Annotated in this window: 20 protein-coding genes; 9 read left to right on the top strand and 11 right to left on the bottom strand. The window is 45.1% G+C overall.

Going from position 1 to position 21,532, the window contains the following annotated elements:
* The first annotated feature begins 110 nt into the window (after positions 1-110).
* Positions 111-968, top strand: coding sequence for an AraC family transcriptional regulator (locus AC1DP6_RS13340; protein ID WP_477055280.1), 858 nt, complete (start codon positions 111-113; stop codon positions 966-968).
* Between the two features lie 39 nt (positions 969-1,007).
* Here AC1DP6_RS13340 and AC1DP6_RS13335 read toward each other — a convergent pair whose 3' ends face one another.
* Positions 1,008-2,090 carry a Gfo/Idh/MocA family protein gene (locus AC1DP6_RS13335; RefSeq protein WP_477055279.1) on the bottom strand — a complete coding sequence of 361 codons (1,083 nt, stop codon included), beginning with the start codon at positions 2,088-2,090 and terminating at the stop codon, positions 1,008-1,010.
* A 118-nt stretch (positions 2,091-2,208) separates the two neighbouring features.
* On the opposite strand from AC1DP6_RS13335, the gene AC1DP6_RS13330 reads away from it, so the two are divergent.
* Complete coding sequence (locus tag AC1DP6_RS13330; protein ID WP_477055278.1) at positions 2,209-2,994, top strand: DUF4272 domain-containing protein; 786 nt, start codon at positions 2,209-2,211, stop codon at positions 2,992-2,994.
* Between the two features lie 56 nt (positions 2,995-3,050).
* Here AC1DP6_RS13330 and AC1DP6_RS13325 read toward each other — a convergent pair whose 3' ends face one another.
* The 4 genes from AC1DP6_RS13325 to AC1DP6_RS13310 all read right to left on the bottom strand — a co-directional run bounded on the left by AC1DP6_RS13325 (position 3,051) and on the right by AC1DP6_RS13310 (position 8,424).
* Positions 3,051-4,751: a GMC oxidoreductase gene (locus AC1DP6_RS13325; protein ID WP_477055277.1), complete on the bottom strand. Its 1,701-nt coding sequence runs from the start codon at positions 4,749-4,751 to the stop codon at positions 3,051-3,053.
* Positions 4,752-4,883: 132 nt separating this feature from the next.
* Complete coding sequence (locus AC1DP6_RS13320) at positions 4,884-5,261, bottom strand: nuclear transport factor 2 family protein (RefSeq protein ID WP_477055276.1); 378 nt, start codon at positions 5,259-5,261, stop codon at positions 4,884-4,886.
* 153 nt (positions 5,262-5,414) lie between these two features.
* Positions 5,415-7,046, bottom strand: coding sequence for an alpha/beta hydrolase-fold protein (locus tag AC1DP6_RS13315; protein ID WP_477055275.1), 1,632 nt, complete (start codon positions 7,044-7,046; stop codon positions 5,415-5,417).
* Positions 7,047-7,197: 151 nt separating this feature from the next.
* Positions 7,198-8,424: an MFS transporter gene (locus tag AC1DP6_RS13310; protein WP_477055274.1), complete on the bottom strand. Its 1,227-nt coding sequence runs from the start codon at positions 8,422-8,424 to the stop codon at positions 7,198-7,200.
* Between the two features lie 159 nt (positions 8,425-8,583).
* On the opposite strand from AC1DP6_RS13310, the gene AC1DP6_RS13305 reads away from it, so the two are divergent.
* Both AC1DP6_RS13305 and AC1DP6_RS13300 read left to right on the top strand, forming a co-directional pair.
* Entirely contained in the window at positions 8,584-9,054 is a 471-nt protein-coding gene (locus AC1DP6_RS13305) for a RidA family protein (protein WP_477055273.1), read from the top strand.
* Positions 9,055-9,206: 152 nt separating this feature from the next.
* Positions 9,207-11,639, top strand: coding sequence for a TonB-dependent siderophore receptor (locus tag AC1DP6_RS13300; RefSeq protein ID WP_477055272.1), 2,433 nt, complete (start codon positions 9,207-9,209; stop codon positions 11,637-11,639).
* Between the two features lie 73 nt (positions 11,640-11,712).
* On the opposite strand, the gene AC1DP6_RS13295 is transcribed toward AC1DP6_RS13300, so the two are convergent.
* Positions 11,713-12,177: a hypothetical protein gene (locus AC1DP6_RS13295; RefSeq protein ID WP_477055271.1), complete on the bottom strand. Its 465-nt coding sequence runs from the start codon at positions 12,175-12,177 to the stop codon at positions 11,713-11,715.
* Positions 12,178-12,349: 172 nt separating this feature from the next.
* Between AC1DP6_RS13295 and AC1DP6_RS13290 the strand changes: the two genes are divergently transcribed.
* The 3 genes from AC1DP6_RS13290 (at position 12,350) to AC1DP6_RS13280 (ending at position 14,480) form a co-directional block, all read left to right on the top strand.
* Positions 12,350-13,147 carry an SDR family oxidoreductase gene (locus tag AC1DP6_RS13290; protein WP_477055270.1) on the top strand — a complete coding sequence of 266 codons (798 nt, stop codon included), beginning with the start codon at positions 12,350-12,352 and terminating at the stop codon, positions 13,145-13,147.
* Between the two features lie 10 nt (positions 13,148-13,157).
* Positions 13,158-13,481, top strand: a complete 324-nt coding sequence (locus AC1DP6_RS13285) for a hypothetical protein (protein ID WP_477055269.1) — start codon at positions 13,158-13,160, stop codon at positions 13,479-13,481.
* An 81-nt stretch (positions 13,482-13,562) separates the two neighbouring features.
* Complete coding sequence (locus tag AC1DP6_RS13280; RefSeq protein ID WP_477055268.1) at positions 13,563-14,480, top strand: helix-turn-helix domain-containing protein; 918 nt, start codon at positions 13,563-13,565, stop codon at positions 14,478-14,480.
* A gap of 9 nt (positions 14,481-14,489) precedes the next feature.
* Here the strand turns inward: AC1DP6_RS13280 and AC1DP6_RS13275 are convergent, their stop codons facing one another.
* The 5 genes from AC1DP6_RS13275 to AC1DP6_RS13255 form a co-directional block, all read right to left on the bottom strand.
* Positions 14,490-15,575 (bottom strand): NADH:flavin oxidoreductase, encoded by a 1,086-nt coding sequence (locus AC1DP6_RS13275; RefSeq protein ID WP_477055267.1) that lies wholly within the window; start codon positions 15,573-15,575, stop codon positions 14,490-14,492.
* A gap of 96 nt (positions 15,576-15,671) precedes the next feature.
* Entirely contained in the window at positions 15,672-16,382 is a 711-nt protein-coding gene (locus AC1DP6_RS13270) for a hypothetical protein (protein WP_477055266.1), read from the bottom strand.
* 13 nt (positions 16,383-16,395) lie between these two features.
* Positions 16,396-17,364 carry a hypothetical protein gene (locus tag AC1DP6_RS13265; protein ID WP_477055265.1) on the bottom strand — a complete coding sequence of 323 codons (969 nt, stop codon included), beginning with the start codon at positions 17,362-17,364 and terminating at the stop codon, positions 16,396-16,398.
* A gap of 83 nt (positions 17,365-17,447) precedes the next feature.
* A complete protein-coding gene (locus AC1DP6_RS13260) occupies positions 17,448-18,284 on the bottom strand; it encodes an alpha/beta fold hydrolase (RefSeq protein WP_477055264.1) in 837 nt (278 codons plus the stop codon).
* Positions 18,285-18,429: 145 nt separating this feature from the next.
* The gene (locus AC1DP6_RS13255; RefSeq protein ID WP_477055263.1) at positions 18,430-19,659 is read right to left on the bottom strand and encodes an MFS transporter; all 1,230 of its coding nucleotides are present in this window, start codon (positions 19,657-19,659) and stop codon (positions 18,430-18,432) included.
* 102 nt (positions 19,660-19,761) lie between these two features.
* Between AC1DP6_RS13255 and AC1DP6_RS13250 the strand changes: the two genes are divergently transcribed.
* Both AC1DP6_RS13250 and AC1DP6_RS13245 read left to right on the top strand, forming a co-directional pair.
* Entirely contained in the window at positions 19,762-20,841 is a 1,080-nt protein-coding gene (locus AC1DP6_RS13250) for a DUF2652 domain-containing protein (protein WP_477055262.1), read from the top strand.
* A 77-nt stretch (positions 20,842-20,918) separates the two neighbouring features.
* Complete coding sequence (locus tag AC1DP6_RS13245) at positions 20,919-21,467, top strand: RNA polymerase sigma factor (RefSeq protein ID WP_477055261.1); 549 nt, start codon at positions 20,919-20,921, stop codon at positions 21,465-21,467.
* Positions 21,468-21,532 lie beyond the last annotated feature (65 nt).

Genomic DNA, 21,532 nt, shown 5'->3' with positions numbered 1-21,532 from the left:
TACGTGGAAACAAAAAATCACAGTGCTGCTTTCTTATGCTAAGGTTGTCTTTTTTTTTGTATCAAACAATGTTGCATGTTATGAAAAGAATGGCTTAAATTACTATCACCATGAATCACCTTGCCGCCAACACGCCCAGTACATGGATCTTACCGGACCACCTGAAACGTAAGCTGGAAAAACATCCGCTTGGCAGGAATCTTTTTATTACCAACATTGGCTGCTATCCTGAAAATACTGCCAGAGAACCCGGTGAAGTAAAGGCATCGCCGGTATATACCCTGTTATATTCCGCACATGGCAAGGGCTGGCTGGAAGTGGGCAAAAAAAGAACAGTCATCAAAACCAATCAGTACCTGATCATTCCGGCGAATACCACTTTTCGTTCGGGACCTTCTCCGGATGATCCCTGGCGTTTGTATTCCGTACAGTTTTCCGGACTGCTGGCAGATGACATCTACCGTTACCTCGGTACTACCTTAAAGCCGCATACCATCCCACCGTTGGTGGGCAGGAATGCGCAGTTTGATGATATTCTGCATCACCTGGACCTCATGAATAATATTGAGAACCTGTTATATGCCAACTTCCGCTTCTATAGTTTCCTCGGTACTTTCCGCCTCACCGTTTTTAATTACATGAAACACGGAGCAGAAAATATTATAGAACGATGTATCACGCTAATGAAGCAACAACTGGATAAACACTTAACGTTGGCAGACCTATCGCGCGAAACGGGTTTCTCTGCTTCTTATCTTTCTGCGTTATTCAAAGAAAAAACACGCTACTCTCCTATTCAGCTGTTCACGTCCCTCCGCATGCAGAAGGCCAGCCAGCTATTACGAGAAACAGATTTTACCGTGAAAGAAATTGCGGGGGAAATGGGGTATCCGGATCAGTATACTTTTTCCAGATCTTTTAAATTAATCATGGGCGTGTCGCCCAAAACATTCAGGGATAAGCTTTGAGCAACATGCGAAGGGCGCACATTGCTCAAAGTATTTTTATCAGAGCATGACCACTTTACCGGTGCGTACAGATTCATCACAGGCAAAAGCAATACGAAGACTGTTGACCGCATCCTGCACATGCTCCGTGAGGTCCACATCTTCCCGGATAGCTTGTAAAAAATATAATTGTTCCCGGTCGCATAAGCCCTGGTGACCAGGTTCTCCTGCCATCGTGATCCAGGTATCTTCTTTTACAAATTTCCCGTTTTCATCCAGCGCAGCATGATGGAAACGGAGCGACTCTGTTTTAGTATGTGCGTCTACGTTATCAGACTTACCGGCGCCGCCGGCATCTTTAGCAACAATAGATACGGACCCGTCCGGTCCGATCACATCTTTTACAAAGAAGGCAGTTTCGCTCATCATAGGCCCCCAGCCGGCCTCATACCAACCTACAGAACCATCTTCAAAACGGATCTGTAGCTGTCCGTAGTTATAATTATCTGCCGGAACATCATCTGAAAGCCTGGCGCCGATAGCGTATACCTGTACTGGTTTTGAACGGGTCATCTGGCACATCACATCAATATAGTGAACACCGCAATCTACAATAGGACTCAAACTTTGCAGCAGGTTACGGTGTACCATCCATTTGTTACCCGAACTTTGCTGGTTGAGGTTCATGCGCATCACCAATGGCTTACCCAGTTGCTGCGCCAGTTCCACAAATCGCTGCCAGGAAGGATGATGCCGGAGTATATAACCCACTACCAGTTTCTTACCGGCTCTGCGGGCGGCCGCTGCCACACGCTCCGCTCCTGCAACAGAATCAGCCAGTGGTTTTTCTATAAATACATGACATCCCTGTTCCAATGCCGTAATAGCAAAGCTTTCATGTGTATCCGGATACGTGGAAATGCATACGGCATCCGGTTGGGTGGCTGCCAATGCTTCTTCATAATTACTATATAGGCTATAACCTCCACCCAGCTTATCATTCAGCACCTGCTTGCTGGCACCGGTGGATACAATACCACAGATGGCAAATCCATCCAATGTGTGAAAGGCAGTGGCATGGGAAGCGCCCATATTACCACAACCCACTACTAATACGCGTAAAGGTTTCAATGATTCAGACATACAATGCACGTTTTATTTTTCTTACGGAATGGTAAGATACATTCAAGGAGATAGATTTACAAACGCGGATTTCATAGGCATATGAAATATGCACTATATTTAAGGTTTAAATCTGCATATGAAGCATTTAAAAATAGTTCTGGCTGCAGGAACATTGTTGTCGCTATTCGGCTGTGGACAAGCCCCACCGGCCCCAGTACAGGAAGTGAAGATAGAAACACCTGATATTAGTAAGCCCGTTGAAAACATAACACCTACCGACGATCAGCAACGCAGGCGTTTGGCTTCCGAAGCCATTTGTGTAGCACACAACATTCCGATATACAATAACCGGAATGCCTTATTTGTGGCTTCTGAAGACAGTGTTACCATCCGGACAAAAGAGGAAGTAGTCAACAGGGCGCTGGCATTATGTTTTATTGAATTGAAAAGCGAAAGTGCCGGCAAAGCCATATTAGCAGATTTCGACAAGCATTACCAGGTGATGCAGCATCTTACGGAAGCAGAAAAAGCGTTTATATTAGCAGAACACCCTACCGCGCAGGATATGTCCAATGCCAACTGGAGAGCGGAAGGAACGCATGTAATGCTCTGGGCATTAGGGTATATAGACAGCTTATCTTTCCCCGATGCTGTTTGTAATGTGACGGCAGATGTAGACCTTATTTCTTCATTTAACGCAGCGCAATTCAGGGATAAAGCAAAATTGAGAAGTAAAAAAGAAATACTTGATCAGGCTGATTTGATTTTGAGGTATGACTGGGCCTGTACAAGTGCAAATCTTCAACAGCAGAACGCGCCGGGAAACCTAAATCCTGAAGTGGTAATGGAAAGGCACGTCGCTTTAAACTGGCTGATAAATTACATGAATCAGGCCTGGGATGATGTAAGTCCAGATACCTGATCCTATTTTTGTAAAATGCAAAAGGGCAGACACTCGTATCTGCCCTTTTGCGTTTATTACAGTTGCTGTCGTTTCAATTCCTTCACGGCGTAATCCGCTGCCCTGGCAGTAATTGCCATATACGTCAGCGAAGGATTCTGGCAGGCAGAAGAAGTCATACAGGCCCCATCTGTGACGAATACGTTCTTAACGCTATGCACCTGGTTCCATTCATTGAGGATAGAAGTACGGGGATCTTTCCCCATGCGGGCAGTCCCCATTTCATGTATGGCCATACCTGGATAAGAATCCCTGTTGAAAGGCTGCACATTTTTCAGTCCTGCCGCTTCCAGCATCGCCACTGCATCCTGGTCCATATCCTTCCGCATTTGCCGCTCATTATCTTTGAATTCACAATTAAGCTGCAATACCGGTTGTCCCCATGCGTCCTTCACACTATGATCCAGGGTGACCTTATTTTCTTCGTAGGGCAAACATTCGCCGAAGCCCATCAATCCCATTTGCCAGGGCCCTGGCTCCGACAAATAATCTTTGAATGCGTCACCGATGCCTAGTTCTGCAATTCCTCTGGACCATCCGCTACGGCTGCTGTAACCGGTATAGCCGAATCCCCGCAGATAGGAACGTTTGTCTTTACCCACGTTGCGGAACCGGGGAATATAAAATCCCGCGGGGCGCTGGCCATAGTAATATTTATCTTTAAAATCTTCTGATATCCCACTTGCGCCGGCATGAAAATGATGATCCATGAGGTAATGTCCCAGTACGCCGTTATCGTTGCCTAATCCTTGCGGGAAACGATTAGACACAGAGTTCATCAGCACAAAGGTACTGCCCAGTGTAGAAGCATTCAGAAAGATGATATTCGCATAGAACTCCTGCATTTCTTTGCTATGCTTATCTATCACCCGTACCCCGGTGGCCTTGCCTTTGCTTTCATCGTAGATAATGCTGTTTACAATCGCATCCGGATGCAGGGTAAGATTACCGGTTTTCACAGCTGCAGGCAGCGTAGACGACTGCGTACTGAAATAAGCGCCAAATGGGCATCCGCGGGCGCAGCGATCACGATACTGACACTTCCCCCTGTCACCGATCGGCTGCGTAAGATTGGCTGTACGGAAAATAGTCATGCGTCGATCCGGGAAGGTCGACTCTATCCTGCTTTTCACCTGTTTCTCAAAACAATTCATTTCCATAGGTGGCTGAAAAACGCCATCCGGCAAATGCGCCAATCCTTCTGCCTGTCCGCTGATGCCGGCAAAAGCTTCTACATAATCATACCAGGGCGCCAGATCCTTATAACGGATAGGCCAGTCGATGCCAATGCCCTCTTTTATATTGGCTTCAAAATCCAGGTCACTGAGCCGGAGCGATCCGCGACCCCACATAATCGAACGGCCGCCTACAATGTCCGGGCGGGCCCAGTCGAAGCGTTTCTTTTCCAGATACGGACTATCCGCATCCTTCAACCAATAACTTTCGTTAAACTCTGAATATGCCCTTTCCCTGATCAGGAAAGGATGTTCTTTCTGTTGAATGTTGGTGAGCGCTCCCCTATGCTGTACTTCCCAGGGAGCTTTCGTTGCAGTAGTGTAGTCTTTTATATGTTCCAGTTGTTTTCCGCGTTCCAGCAGCAATACTTTGAGTCCCTTTTCGCAGAGTTCCTTCGCAGCCCAGCCGCCGGAAATACCGGAGCCTACTACAATTGCGTCATACGTATTTAACCCTTTCGCTTTAAGGTTTAAGTTAGCCATACATAGGAGAATATTGGTCCGGCAGGAAAATAATAAAATAATGAGAAAGGGAATTATATTTTGGTATGAGCGGAAACGTGTAATTTTTACGCCACGTGCTTATAATTCGATATAATAGGATACATCAGCTTACTAACTGATATCCGATAATGCTATAATCTTATTGCCTTCAAATTTAAAAACAGACACGCCAGACAATTTAAGTTCAGCTCCTTTTTTAAGTCCGTTGGGCAGGTCAATCGCTAAAACAGCAAAGTAGTCGATTTCAATAGTGGTTTTATCCGCTTCATGTACGAACGATAAGATGGTTTGTTTTCTTTCTGAAAGCAGGCGCTTTGCCTGTTCCGCCTGTTGTTTGAAGGCTTCTACGCCCACCAGTGTCATATCTGTCTTTCCGTTTGAAATATTTTCAAAGCGGATGTTATCGTCAAAATCGGCCACCATCCTGTCGGAGTCGAAGCTGTTATAAGCGGCAATATAGTTGTTGATGATTTGTTCTCTCTGCTTCATCAGACGCGGTCATTTAGTATTAAATATTGGCTGAGTTACAGTAGCATATTTCCCAAATTTAAGGCTAAAATGAATGTCTTGTAGCAATAGGCTGTGAACTTCTTTTTTCACAAGCCCCATTTTATAGCAACACGCCTGTAAGATGTAGAGACACTACTTATCTTCCATCAGCCATTTTAATGCATCCTGAAACGTCTTCACGGCAGTTTCCATATGTGAGTAATTCGGATAAATTGCTGTCTTCACATTGATGGCACCTCCCTTTCTTGCCTGCATATCCCGGATAAAGTCCTTCATCTCAGCAGGGGCGCCATCATCACTGTCACTTTCTAATCCTCCGACGGTGATATATAATGTGCGTGGGGGCGCCGGGGTATTCCAGGGGATATCTCCCAACTGTTTAAGCAGGTAATTATCATAGTAGGATAAAGACGGACTGGCAGCCACAAAATTTTTGAAATAAAGACGCTTCTTCAACACTTCCCTTTCCATCGCAAACGTCGTAAAATAGCCGCCCAGGGAGTGCCCCATAATAGTGCGATTGCTGGTATCTGTCCGATAGGCGTTATCAACATATGGTAGCAGCTCCTGCTGAAGAAAATGTAAAAACTTATCTGCCCCGCCACTGATGGCAAAGCTATCCTCCGCCAATGCTACCGGGTAAGTATAATCCCGGCTCCTTAAAGAATCATTCTGAACAAAATCAGCGTACCCAACACCCACCAGAATGGGCGCTGCGGATAACTCTCTCTTTATATAATCGCTTACCTGGTCAAAATAAGCGTTGGCATCCAACAGGTATACAACCGGGTAAAGACGATCCTTTTTTTTATCATAGCCTTTCGGCACTTTAATAAATATAGAGAAGCTATCCTGTACGTAAGAAGAATACAGTCGAACAGCCGGCAACGTTTCTTTTTCATCACCGTTTTCCGGGTGTTTATCCCGGCGGTTGTTGGATACAAGCGCTGTCATAAACATGCGATAATGATGTGGCGGCACTCTCCACTCTCCCTGGCTTTGGGGGCGGGTAAAACTCCTGGCTGACCCTCCCAGCTTTACTTCGTAATAAATCGGAGCCGTCTTTTTCTCCAATGGAATAAACTCTATAGCAGCAACAACATCTCCTTTCAAATAGAGATGATACTTTTTCAAATCAAATTTCAGCCAGCCCTTTTGAATAGCATGTGTTTGCACAATACTTTCTTCAAAAATCCGATTCCCGGGACGTTTACCATCGAAGCTATAAAAATTGATCCTGAAGATACCACTGTCTTTCCGGTCCTCACTAATATACAAACTAAGGCTCGTTACTTTAGCCGCCTTATCATCCAGCCTGACTACCTGGGCGATCTCAAAAATATCATCCTGATTGGTACTGGCATCCGTGAAATGAACAATTGGATGGTACTTTACAATACCTATTCTCTCTTCCGTCAGCTTTTCCCCGGCAATGATTACCGGGTTTAACTGGCTTATTTTTTCCTTTAACTCAAATTGCGTAACCTGTCCAATCGTTTTGATATTAAAACTTATCGAGGTATACCCTACCATAGAGAAAGTCAGGGTATCATTTCTATATTGCTCCGGAATATTAATCGTAAAAGTGCCGTCCGGATGAGAAATGGCGCCGACATTCTTATGCGGGATACCAATGTTTACATAAGGAAGCGGCTTTTTGCTGCCGGYATCTACGACCATTCCTTTCAGTGTAAACTGGGCATTTACAGCCTGACTGGTGATACAGACAACAAAGATCATCATTAACCATCTGGATGCGGGCATAATCATGCTATTTATAAGGCGAAGCCAGCATCGCACAGTGCAGGAGGGGATCAGGTATTCAGTGATGCTTACCGGTGAAATTAACCTTATAGGTGCAAACAGAAAGTTAAAGTTTGATACGCTGCATATAGGGCGATGGATGCTAAAGCCGTTACTCCGTATAATTCAAATCTTTTGAAAAAGTTTCTTCCATTTTCCAAAGCGCCAATAACGCAGGTATAATAGTGGCGAGCGCAATAATGCCTGCCGCCTGGGTTACACTGGTATGATCCTTTAACAACAGGAATAATGGCGTAAAAATATTGACGCTGCCGCGTACAAAATTAGGCACGGTGGTGGCTACCGTTGCCCGCAGGTTAGTACCAAACTGTTCTGCAGCAATGGTTACAAACAATGCCCAGTAACCAATTGCAAATCCCAGCAATAAGCATAACCCGTAAAAAATGAAAATACTTTGTGAGGTTTGTACCAGGTAGATGGCTACCGTAACGAGGGTGAGTATAATAAAAACAAATACGGATTTCCGCCTGCTCCGCAGGTACTGACTTAAGAGCCCGCTGCTGATGTCTCCCAGTGAAAGTCCGATGTAACAAAACATCACTGCTTTACCGGCGTACACGGTAGTAGTAAGACCAATAGCTTTTCCAAATTCGGGAGAAAAAGTAACCAGTATACCTATCACAAACCAGATAGGTAATCCTATCAGGATGCAGCGCAGGTATTTATAAAACATGGCAGTAGTCGTAAATAATGCAAAGAAATTTCCTCGGGAGGTCGTCTCTTTCTTTACCGCTTTAAACATACCCGACTCAAATACATTAAATCGTAGTACAAGTAATGCCAGGCCCAATCCTCCACCAATAAAATAAGCAATTTTCCAGTCGAACATATCCGCCACCACATAGGCCAGCACAGCTCCCAACACACCTACCGCCGATACAATGGTAGTGCCATAACCCCGTATTTCCTTTGGCAGGATCTCGGCCACTAATGTGATGCCGGCACCCAGTTCTCCTGCCAGTCCTACCCCTGCAATAAAACGCAGCAGCGCATATTGGTCTACCGTAGTCACAAAACCATTGGCAATATTTGCCAGGGAGTATAATAAAATAGAGCCAAACAAAACAGATAGTCTCCCTTTCTTGTCGCCGTAGATGCCCCACAGGATGCCTCCCAGCAGCATACCGGCCATTTGCATATTGATCAGGTAAATGCCTTTCTTCAGCAACTCACTCTCTCCTACGTGTAGTGCCTGCAAACTGGGGATGCGCACGATACTGAATAATAACAGGTCGTATATGTCTACAAAATAGCCTAATGCCGCTACCATTACAGGGATAGAAAATAATTGCCTGACTTTTATGTTTGCTTTGTCCATTCTTTTAATAACTAAAGACGTTAAATCACACCGGGCTAATCCCTGTTGGATCTATTTTATTTAAAATAAAAATCCGGAGGCCCAAACTATTTTCGAACCGATTTTATTGCCAGGTGGAAAATGGGAATCATTATCTTTAGATCCAGTAAAAATATCCGCATGAAAAAAATCGTATTCCTGCCCGCCCTGTTTATTTCGCTGGCCGCTTTCTCTCAAACAAAGTCGTCTACGGTGAAAATGGTCAATCCCCCTACCGTACACGTACCTAAAGGATATTCCCAGGCCGCCGTTATTGACCTGGGTAATTGCAAAATGCTTATCCTCTCCGGCCAGGTAGCCCTGGACAAAGAAGGCAACCTTGTAGGAAAAGACGATGCCGGTAAACAGGCAGAACAGGTATTCCAGAACATTAAAAGCATTATTGAAGATGCCGGCGGAACCATGGACAACGTGGTGAAGCTGGGCTATTTTATAACGGATGTGACCCAGATTCAGGCCATCCGGAATGCCCGGGATAAATTTATCAATACACAAACACCTCCTGCCAGCACGCTGGTGCAGGTGAATAAGCTGTTCAGGAGTGATATATTGGTTGAAATTGAAGCCACCGCCATACTCCCGAAGAAATAACGACTTTCCAGTTATACCCGAACCCTATTCCGTTCATTCATTATATTTTTCCGTATTGCGTAAATAATTTTCCCGATTGGCATAACTAAAGATGCGGTCTGTGATCAACCTTTGCAGTCTAACTGATCACGCACAACCAAATCACACTTTAAATGTTTCATCGGCTTTTACTTTTAATGACCTGTCTGTTTGCTACTACCTGCCTGTATGCGCAAAGTGCTAAAGACAACAACGGTACTATTAAAGGCACTATTACCACCAGTGACGGCAAACCAGCCCCACTCGTTACCATCAGAATTAAAAATGCCAAATGGGGCGACATCAGCAACGAGCAAGGCGTATACACCATCAAAAATGTAAAGCCAGGCACCTGGACCTTGCTGGTCAGCGACCTCGTATCTATTGCGGAAGAAAAGCAGATCAACGTTACCGCAGGGCAAGCCACGCAGGTGGATTTTGTGCTGAAAGAGAACGCGGCACAACTCCATGAAGTAACGGTATCATCCAATAATATTAAGAAGGAAAATAAATCTGTGGCCAAAATGCCACTGGAAAAACTCGAAAATCCGCAGGTATATAGTACGGTATCATCCGAGCTTCTAAAGCAACAGGTCATCTCCAACTACGATGATGCCTTACGCAATGTACCCGGCATTACCAGAACCTGGGAATCTACCGGCAGAGCAGGCGATGGCGCCTCCTATTTTGCGCTGCGTGGATTTGATGCACAGCCTTCTCTGTATAACGGCCTGCCCGGTATTACCAGCGGCAATCCGGATCCGGCAGATGTAGAAGAAATAGAAGTCATCAAAGGCCCCTCAGGTACTCTTTTCGGCGGTAGCTTTCAAAGTTATGGTGGTATGATTAACACCATTACCAAAAAACCATACTATACTTTTGGAGGAGAAGTTACTTACAACACAGGTAGCTTTGACTTAAACAGAATCACCATTGATATCAATACCCCGTTAAGCAAAAAGAAAAAGATCGCACTCCGTTTAAACGGCGCTGTTCATAGCGAAAACACCTTCCAGGATGCAGGTTTCAAAAAATCGTTTTTCATTGCACCCTCCTTTTCCTATGAAGTAAACAACCGCTTGTCCTTCAGCGTAATGGCAGAAATCATGCAGGAAAAAAGGGCTGCACCACCTATTTTCTTCCAATCCAACAGGGATGCCTTACTGGACTTCAAAACCGTGCAGGCGCTGAACCTCAATAACAAGTTATCCTTTACCAACAACGATCTCACGATCCGTAATCCGCGCTTTAACCTGCAGGCGCAAATGTTGTATAAGCTCTCTTCCCAATGGAAATCTCAAACCGTGGTGTCTACCGGAAGAATTAAATCCAATGGGATTTATACTTATATCTGGGACGATGTGCCCGGTGACAAATGGTTCCAACAGTATTTCCATTACGAAAATCAAAAGACGACCTCTCTCGATATACAACAAAACTTCAACGGCGATTTCAAAATTGGCAATATGAGAAACCGCCTGCTGGCGGGACTGGATTATTATCATCGTCATGTTGTTGAAAACAGCACCGGATGGGCTTCCGCAAGAAATGTTACGCCCCAGGGAGAAATAGGTTATTTCAATCCGGAAACCGGTGAGCCGGGTCCGCCGATAGACTTAACCATGTCATCAATTACAGCCTTGCTGGCGCCACTGGACAGCACCAAAACCAACATCTCCAATAGTTCCTACAGTGCCTACTTTTCTAACGTACTCAATATCACACCGGCTTTAATTGCCATGGTGAGTTTACGCGCCGACTACTTCGATTCAAAAGGCGACAAAAACGACCCTGATGACGATTACAGCCAGTTTGCCGTATCACCAAAGTTTGGTATCGTATATCAGCCCATCCTGAACAAAGTATCGCTGTTTGCCAATTATATGAATGCCTTCATCAATGTGGCGCCACAAACAGTATCCGATGCAGATGGTAATAACAGCCGTGTAAAATCTTTCAAACCAGAACATGCCGATCAATTCGAATACGGTGTTAAAACCACCCTGTTTGATGGCAGGCTAACCGGTACCGTGTCTGTATATGATATCAAAGTATCAGACAGGGTAATGCCTGATGCGCAGAATCAGCACGATGTTACTCAAGGTGGAAAGGTAGGCAGCAAAGGGATTGAATTTGAAGTAAGCGCTCATCCGTTAAACGGTCTGAATATTATTGCAGGCTATAGCCATAATGAAACCAAAATCATCTCCGGCGCTAAAGATGACTTTTATGGCGAACCAGGCAGAAGCCCGGGCGGACAAGGTCCCCAGGACCTCGCTAACCTTTGGGCCACCTATAAATTCAGTAACGGCATCCTGAAAAACTTCGGACTCGGCTTCGGAGGTAATTATGGCGGCGTGTATAAAGTAATTGATAACAGCAAAACAGGCGTATTCTTATTGCCTTCCTATACCCTGCTAAATGGTACGGTATTTTACAATGCCAGGAAATTCAGGATTTCATTGGCAGTGAACAATATCACCAACGAAGTTTATTACACTGGTTACTGGTCTATCAACCCGCAGAAACCAAGGAATTTTGCCGCTGGTTTTGCGTATAAGTTCTAAAAAGTATTTTCACAAAAAACGCCTTCCTGTTGATTGACAGGAAGGCGTTTTCTATTAAAAATTTATCGGGATGCTACTCTTTATTTTTCGGGCCCTCCGGTGCACGTCGCTTAACAAAATCAGCGATGCGCTGATTCCCTTCCAGATCATCACGTTCATAATAAAAAACAGTATCGGTATTGAAAGACACTTTCTCTGCAGCAATAATAACGTCTTTCTCATAGTCTTCCGTTTTAAAAATAAACAGCGTATAACCTTGTTCTATTTCAAACTCTGTGTTGAATGTGCTTACATTATCAGTCTGTATAAAAACAGGTTTACTGGTATCTGAATGCCAACCGTTAAAAAATCCCCGGATGAAGAAAACATTTTCAAAAATAACTTCCATTTCATGGTAATAACAAAGATCAATACTCCCGGCAACAACCAGCCTATGGCCATCGTAATGAAATACATGGAAATCAAACCATAACCTGGTTCTTATTTGTTCATCAATTTCCGCGACAATGGCGCTGAAATCAGCCGGTATTGAATTCATCTGTTATGATTTATGCTGTTTATGACTATGCTCATCAACAGTAATATACCAGAAATCGGGAATAAAATGTTCGCGCCCTCCCCATTTTGGCTACAACAAATACCAAATCGACTACTCCCGGCCTCTCACGTTAACTCACCTTTGTGTTATCATCACAAAAGAGATATTCAACATGAAAACAATCTTCATTACCGGAGCATCAGCAGGACTGGGTAAAGCCACTGCCAAATTATTTCATGCCAAAGGCTGGAGGGTAATCGCCACTATGCGGGCGCCGGAAAAAGAAACAACGCTGCATCAACTCGATCATGTAACCCTATTGCCACTGGATGTCACCAATGCAGCACAAGTGAATGCCACCGTTCAATCAGCCATCCGGCTGGGCGATATTGACGTAGTATTCAATAATGCAGGTTATGGGCTGATAGGTGCATTAGAGGCCTGCACGGAGGAACAGATGACGGCACAGATAGACACCAACCTCACCGGGGTGCTTCGGGTAACACAGGCTTTTATTCCCTACTTCAAACAAAGAAAACAGGGTTTATTCATTACCACCACCTCTGTATTCGGGCTGGTTTCCAATCCGCTTTCCAGTGTGTACAATGCTACTAAATGGGCGCTGGAAGGCTGGAGTGAGAGCATGTCTTATGAACTGGCGCCATTCCACATCGGTATTAAAACGATTGCTCCCGGGGGCATTAAAAGCAATTATATGAATGTGATGCAGGTAGCGGGTCATAAAGATTATGAACCCTTAATGCAAAAAATGACAACCGTTTTCTCGGATGGGCTGTTAACATTTACGGAGCCGGAAGTCATTGCAGCCACTGTATATGAGGCCGCTACGGATGAAAAGGATCAGTTGACTTATTTAGCCGGCCCCGATGCGCATAAGCTGGTCGCCCAAAGACAGGCCCAGGGAGCGGATGGTTTTAGAATTGGCATGACAAAACTGATGCAGCCATAAAACAGATACGATGATGAAAAAGCAACAGAAAATAACAGGTGGCTTAGAAATTACCACCTTCCAACTGAATGGATACACCTGTGAGGCATTTATTACCGCCAATGCAGATATTGACGAATGGCTGCAACGTCAGCCGGGTTTTCAATCCAGGCGGATAGCCGAGCAGGAAGACGGTACCATCGTAGACATGCTGCTTTGGGATAGCGTGGCCGCCGGCAGGAAGGCGATGACCAACCTCATGACAGAGATGGCCGATTCTGTGGTACACGAAATGATTAACCAAAGTACGGTGTCATGGAACGTTTATCCGGTAAAGCACTACATGGGTCTATAATCAAATTTTTGTCACTAAAAGATAAGATATGCTTTACCCTTTTCGATAAAGCATATCTTTAACCAACCGTATAACAACTATATGAAAGCAGATGCTCCATCTCCATATATTTTTAATTCCATCTCCGAATTGCAAAGAGCATTGGGGCTACCTAAGCCATTGCATCCGCTCATCAGCCTGGTGGATTATGGTGAAATTAAAAATGATACCGGCGATATTGCCAAAGGCATGATCCTGAATTTCTACAAGATCTCTTTTAAAAAACAGCTTACAGGTAAAGTCAGATACGGACAGGGATATTATGATTTCGATGAAGGCGGCTTATCCTTTATCTCCCCCGGCCAGCTTATTGCCGCCAGCCCGGAAGAGGTGGACTATAGCGGATATACGCTGCTGTTTCACCCGGATTTTATCAGAAACTATCCATTGGGTAAGCACATCAAAAATTACGGTTTCTTCTCTTACTCCGCTGCTGAAGCTTTACATCTTTCTGAAAAAGAAAAAGAAATCATTGTAGGTATCTTTAAAAATATTGAACATGAACTCTCCTTGTCGATCGACAATTTCAGCCAGGATATTATGATCTCACAAATAGAACAATTGCTGAACTACAGCAATCGTTTCTATACCCGGCAGTTTATTACCCGCAAAGCAGTACACAGCGATTTACTTGATGAGCTGGAACAATTGCTGACACGGTATTTCGACAACAACGAAGCCCTCATGCACGGGTTGCCTTCTGTGCAGGATATTTCCAGCCAATTAAATGTTTCGCAAAGGTATTTAAGCGACATGCTGCGTCAGCTTACCGGGCAAAACACCCAGCAACATATCCATAACAAACTAATTGAAAAAGCAAAAGAGATACTTAGTACCAGTCAGCTCACCATTGCTGAAATAGCCTATCAACTTGGCTTTGAGCACCCTCAGTCTTTCAATAAGCTGTTCAGGAACAAAACAAATGTATCTCCACAGGAGTACCGGCAGGCGTTTAAATAATATATCCTGTTACACTAATTTACCCAGCACTTCTTTATTGAACCCCTGCCATTCATGCATCCTGTTTTCCTTCAATTTCTGCACCCAGTTAGGATCTGTTAAAATAGACCGGCCCACTGCCACCAGGTCAAATTCATCATTATCCATTCGGCGAATCAGCTCATCAATGGAGGCGGGCGATGAATTTTCACCAACATACAACGAGGTAACATCTTTATCTAAACCAACGGAACCCACGGTGATGGTAGCTTTTCCTGTCAGTTTTTTGGCCCAGCCAGCCAGGTTCAGATCAGATCCCGGAAATTCCGGCTCCCAGAATCTGCGGGTAGAGCAATGAAAAATATCTATACCGGCATCGGCCAGCGGCGTTAGCCACGCTTCCACTTCCTGCGGTGTGGGGGCAAGCTTTTCATGGAAGTTTTTAAAGCTCCACTGCGATACGCGCATGATCAGCGCGAAATCTTCCCCTACCTGTCTCCGTATTTCTTTGGTCACTTCTACTCCAAACCGGGTACGTTCGGCCAGTGTTTTACCACCAAAAAGATCGGTCCTGGTATTGGTATCTTCCCGAAAAAACTGATCAATAAGATAACCATGTGCACCCTGCACTTCTATACTGTTAAAGCCCATCCGTTTTGCATTTGCTGCAGCGCGGCCAAAAGCGGCGATGGTATCAGCGATGTCTGCATCCGTCATAGCACGACCGTTACCAACACCGGATGGACCTTCAAACGGCACCGGCGGCACCCAGCCAGTCGGCGCAGCATCCTGTATGCCTGCATGCCAGAGCTGTGGCGCCATTTGGCCTCCTGCGGCGATAACACCATCTATCACCTGTTGCCAGCCTYCCAGGGAAGGCGCACCATAAAATTTGGGTACATCCGGCTCTTTTGAAGAAGATGGCCGGTCAATGACCGTTCCCTCTGAAATGATTAAGCCCACTTCTCCTTCCGCTCTTCTGCGGTAATAGCTGGCCACATCAGCGCCAGGCAATCCTCCGGGAGAAAAGGACCTGGTCATGGCGGACATAACAAAACGATTCCTTGTGTTCAGGGATTTCAGGCGGAATGGCCTGAATAAGCTGTCTGTATTCATACTTGCTTTGTTGGTTAGTTATACTCCTCGCGGAAGATAATTTCAACCACATAACGATCGAAACTCCCGGAGGGGGACAAACTACCTTACAAAGCGCTACTCACGGTAAAAACGCTGCAGGTTTCCATCTTTCGTAAAACTAATAAAATAGCGTTCCCTGCTACCATCGAGGGATTGGGGATACCAGTTGAAGGTCTTATCGTCAAATATGGCGTATATATGTGTAAGCGGTTTGGTGCCTGTCACACTATCTGCTTTTAGCTGGTAATTCCGGTACACCGTTGCCACGCTGCCAAAACTAATATCATCCAGTTTAATCAGTCGTTTCTGGATATCATCGCGTACAGAGAGCTGCACGGGTTCCGGCGCCTTCCAGTTTCCATTCACAAACTCGTATTCATCAATATATGCCGGGTTTTGCGGATGCTGCACTTTGGTACCTATCCTGCCATCATCATAGAAATGAATGCCTTCATACAAATAAATATCTTTTCCTGCGAAGGCCGGTAAGTGACGAAGCGCCCGTTCTGCGGCCGTCAGCCTGGCTACATTGGCCAGGAAACCATCGCTGCTGCTGCTGCTGTGTTCCGTGGACGAAGTCACTGTACTGCTGGTATGTACAGTGGAAGAAGTAACAGTAGTACTGCTGCTCTCTTCCACCCTCCTGTTAGCCGCAGGCGTTCCTGCATGCTGAAGGGTGCTATCTGTATTAGTACCATTGAAGGTATCATGAATAGAGTCCCGGAATGACTGGCAGGACATACACCCTGTCACTAATACGATGGTTATTATCTTTTGTAACTGCATGATCATATTTCTTTTAAGCTTCCACATCGCTGGCAAAGGCTATTTGCTCCGGTTTTTCTTTCAAATAAAAAATGGGGATGGTCGCTTGTTTGGCGATGTCCAGCTCCAGGAGTGGAATTATTTTCTTTAACGAAGCAGTATGACTGATGCCGGTGGCATCCTGGTAGCGTAGTTCAAACCGTAGCTGGGGTTGCTCGTTAATATAGGTGCCCGTTTGCGAAGCAGATACAATCTGCGCATCGGTACGTATGCCGTAATATTTAAAGCGTAGCAATGCTGCCGGTGAGCCTCCGATGAATTTAAATAATTTCATCAGGCCAAAGCGGGTCAACAGTAAGATTAAAGGAATCAGGAGGAGCGGGTGATAAAACCTGAGAAAACGCCAGCCCATGCCACTGTTTTCCAGGATATAAGCATAGCAGTAATACCCGATAACTGCCGCCACTACTGCTAGCCAAACGATGCTCAGCAATAGTATCCCGCCTGTTTTTATGGTTACCTGTACACCATCAGGGGTGATGGGAGGAATGGCCTTGAGCGCAGGATCAATACGCAACTGGACGGTTTTCCCTGTCTCATATCGGCGAAGGGCAGGCTGACTATCATTTACGACTAACTTCTCCGTAATAGTTGTGCCCACGAAGTTCTGCAGCGTACATACAATTTCTTTCGTGACAAGATTATTTCCAGCGGATATCAGTTCCTGGCTATGTGTAATCCCGGCTTCTTTCCTGGCGCCATCTGTTAAAAGACGCCTGATATTCTTTTGCATGATAAAGGGCATCAACACCCATTTCCTGAACCAGCCCTGCAATAATATAATCCATAATATAACAGATATCACCAGATAGATCAGCGCCAGCCAGGGGTTGGTATCCACTTCCACGATCCCATACACCGTCATATAATAAATAAAGAGGGGGAATGGGATCGCAAAGAAGAGGATGTATATGACCCAGAAGTACTTCCAAAAACCTTTCATTCAACTAATTTAGTGATTAAATTTAATCGAAAGGCCTTTAACAATTGCTGTTCCGGATCGCTTTAACAGGAAGATAATGTGATTTAGTTTTGAAGGAACTCATTGATCAGGATGAGCAATGCATCCGGCATTTTACTATTCTTATTGGGTGAATCTATTTCCCCCATGTACGCGCCGTGTCCACCAGGAAAAATGATTAATTGCGCATGTGGCAACGTACGTGACAGCAGCAGTGCATGATCTGGCAGTATTCCATTGATCGACTCATTCACCACCAGTGCAGGTGCCTGAATGGCTTTAATGTCCGCATCGCTGATATCTGTAAATCCTTTCATCCTGGCCACATCGCGGTCAAACATGCGCTGCAGGCCTTTAGGGTCAGGATTTGCTTCCCGGTAAGCTGCTTTCAGTGACTTGGGCATCACATCCAGGGTAGCTTTTGAAAAACCGTCAAAGAAGCCGGCAGGCATACCATCCCGTTTGTAGAGCGCAGAAGCCAGGATCAGCTTATTCACAACTTCCGGATGGCGGATCGCAATTTGCAGTGAAGTGGTGCCGCCATTGCTGAAGCCCATAATATCCGCTTTTCCTATATGGAGTTCCTTGAGCAATGCAGCCACGTCATCCGCATCCTGTTCAAAGCTCAAAGGACGGTCTATATCCGCGGTATGTCCATGCGCCTGCATCTCTACAGCAATCACCCGGTGTGTTTTCGCCAGCTCCGGTAAAATACGGCCAAAGCTGGATTGAATGGTAGAACCACCACCATGAATCAATACCAATGGCTGTCCACTGCCATGGATTTCATAATACATTTTTAAGCCGTTCACGGAGGCATATTTACCCGTTTGCTGCTGCGCATTTATTTGTGAAAATGCAGAGATGAGTAGCAATAAGATGAAGGCTGATTTGCGTTTCATATAGTACGTTGTTTAGATGAAACAAACTTACGCGAGAATATCTAACAGCAAGGGTTGTAAAAACGGCAAATTGCGGGGCAATTACGTCACACTTCCATTCCGGGTTTATTGCCACTAAAGAAACGTATATACATCACCGTTTGTGCTACGGTGTTACGCCCTGCTCCTCTTTCCTGCTCAGGGAAAGCACCCGGTACATCACCACGCCGCTGATAAAGATGAGGAACATATAACTGAACGACAGGTTCCTGCCATCTTTTGCCGGCAGGAAATAGATGAGACTATAACTGAGAACAGACACGATTACATAAGATAAACCACCTGTCAGACCGCCGGCAATACCAGCGTTCTTCGGAAATCGCTGCAAACAAAAAGTAAAATAATTATTGTAGGTAAAACCGGCGCCTACATGCACCAGGAAAGCAAATACCAGTATCGTCCATAATCCGCCAAACAGAGAGAAAGTTAGCAGCAACGCCGCCGCTGATAACAACTGTAATCCAACATTGATGCTCATTTTACGGGGAAAGGGTTTGTTGATCATTGCTTTGCCGATAAAACCACCTACCATCCAGGCAAATCCCAGCAGTAACGAGCAATATCCGGTAACAACCGGCGACAGATTAAAAAAGTGCTCAATGATAAACGGACCTGACATGTTGTATACCATCACCATAGAATATCCCAGGCCCAACAGGGATACGCCCAGTGTAAAGCTACTGGTGCGGAGCATACCCGCATAAATAGACAGGATCTTTTCAGGATGGAACGGCGTGGTATGTTTGATGGTTTCTCCGCTAAAAATAAATTCCAGCAGGAACAAGATAGCCCCAAAAGCACCCAGGAAATAAAAGTTAGAACTCCATCCGAAATTTACTTCCAGGTACCCGCCAATGAATGGTGCCACAATAGGTCCGGTGGACCATATGATCGTAAAAATGCTGAGATAATGTTTCAGCTTCTCTCCCGAATACAGGTCCACAAAAAATGCGCGCTTACTTACCACCATAGCAGCAATGGTAATACCATGCAATATCCGCATGGCGTAAATCACATAAATACTGTGTGTATTGGCAATAGTGACGCAGGAAGCACAAAAGATGAGCATAGATACCAGTGCAATCTTATATCTGCCGTAGCTGTCCAGCAAACTGCCGATAAAAAGCTGTGATACGCCATAACTGATCAGGAACAGGCTCAGGGTAAGCTGGGCCTGACTATTCGTGATGCCCAGCGAGCTGGCCATTCCCGGCAGGGACGGAATGTAGATGTCTGTAGCGAAACCCGACATGGGGATCATCGCAAATGCGAGAAGAGTGGCAATCCTGATATTTCCGTCCTTTATCGGCTTTGTGTTAACAGTGCTGGTAGTCATTTTACAGTTGCTGGTGATTCGTTCACGGCAAAATTAGGACTTAATAACTTAAGCACCATACGCCACCGGCTTTTTTATTATCTTTAAATAAATAAGTAAAAGATGGAAAATCAAGGGCTGCTTTTTATTCCTGATATAAGTGGCTTCACCCGTTTTGTGAATGAAATTGAGATCGGGCATAGCCGGCATATTATCCAGCAATTGCTGGAAGTGCTGATCAATGCCAATGAAACAGACCTGGAAATCTCTGAAATAGAAGGAGATGCCATCCTGTTTTATAAATTCGGTGCGCCACTGGAACTACCGGCATTGTACCGGCAGGTGGAAAAGATGTTCTGTGAATTTCACCGGCATCTGAATACCTACGACCACCGAAAAATCTGCCAATGCCGGGCCTGTATCTCCGCCATTGACCTTAGCCTGAAAGTAATCACCCATTACGGGGAATTCACTACCTACCAGGTAAAGAATTTTAGTAAGTTAATTGGGAAAGATGTGATCCTGGCGCATCAATTACTCAAAAACGATATTGAACAACATGAATACTGGCTGGTAACAGATCACCTGTTAAACGGCCCGCCACCCGACCTGGCGCAATGGATGAAATGGGATGCCAGCACCAAACAAACGGAAACAGGCAACGTTCCCTTTCACTATACCCAACTGAGTGAACTCAAAAACAACATCATCCCCGACCCAGACCCTGCGCCTGCACTGGCAGACAAAAAGAAAATGTTATCTGTGTCCAAAGACTATGATGCAGATATCAAAACACTGGTGTACACCGTGGTACATTTTGAATTCCGTCATCAATGGCAGGAAGATGTAAAGGCGGTGGACGAAGTAGAACATTTTTTGCCGGGTATTGGCAGTCGTCACCGCCACGTGATGCAAAACGGGCAGGAAATACTGATGTTTACCAGCAGCTTCACCTATAACCCCGAAGAAAAGGTCCTGTTCAGCGAAACAGCCGAAAAAAAGAACTACGTTACCTGTTACACCATCGAAAAAACTGATGCAAACAAAACCAGACTGACCATAGATTTTTATTTACCTAAAAATCCGGTCCGGCAAATTCTCTTTCAGCTACAGGAGAAACGGGAGATGGAAGCCCGGTGGCGGCGGTCTCTGAACAACCTGGAGCCGATAGTGAAACAGATGGTGGTGCCCCTGGAATTCTGACCGCAAAAATAAATTTCAATAACATGGGTGATAATCGCGGCGTTTGGGTATAGACTATTGACTAATTTTATCATCCAATGCAAACAATACCTGACAACACCCTGGTTGACCAACTGAGAAACGAAGACGCAGGCGCGTTTGAGCGGCTATATCGGCTATACTATCCTTCCATATTCACCTATGTTACCCAACATAACGGCACCACAGCAGACGCTGAAGATATTTTCCAGGAAGCCATGATCGTTCTCCTGCAAAAGGTCCGGCAGACGGATTTTATCCTGTCGTCCTCACTAAAAACCTATTTATTCGCGATCGCCAGGAACCTATGGCTGAAAAGACTCCGCGATAATAAGGTCATATCCGTTGACAACCTGGAACACTACCTGCCAGGTAGCGAGCTAACTACGTTCGAATTACAGCGGCCACCCGACAGAGAAGAAAAGGTGATAGCATGGTTGGCAAAGATCACCGCCAATTGCCAACGCATCTTAAAAGCCATTTTCTTTTACAAGGAACCTATGAGCAGTTTGATGAAAAAAATGGGCTGGAAAAATAAACATACCGCCGCCAACCAGCAATACAAATGCATACAACAGGTAAAAAATAAAGCACAAATAAATGGGTGATAAATAAAAGCATAGGGTATTAATAGTTGTAATCATTTAAAACTACGCCCAATGAACAAAAACAC

The sequence above is a fragment of the Chitinophaga sp. 01L420 genome, assembly GCF_056399985.1.
The sequence above is the reverse complement of the archived record's forward strand: the minus strand, read 5'-3'. Positions and strand labels throughout refer to the sequence as shown.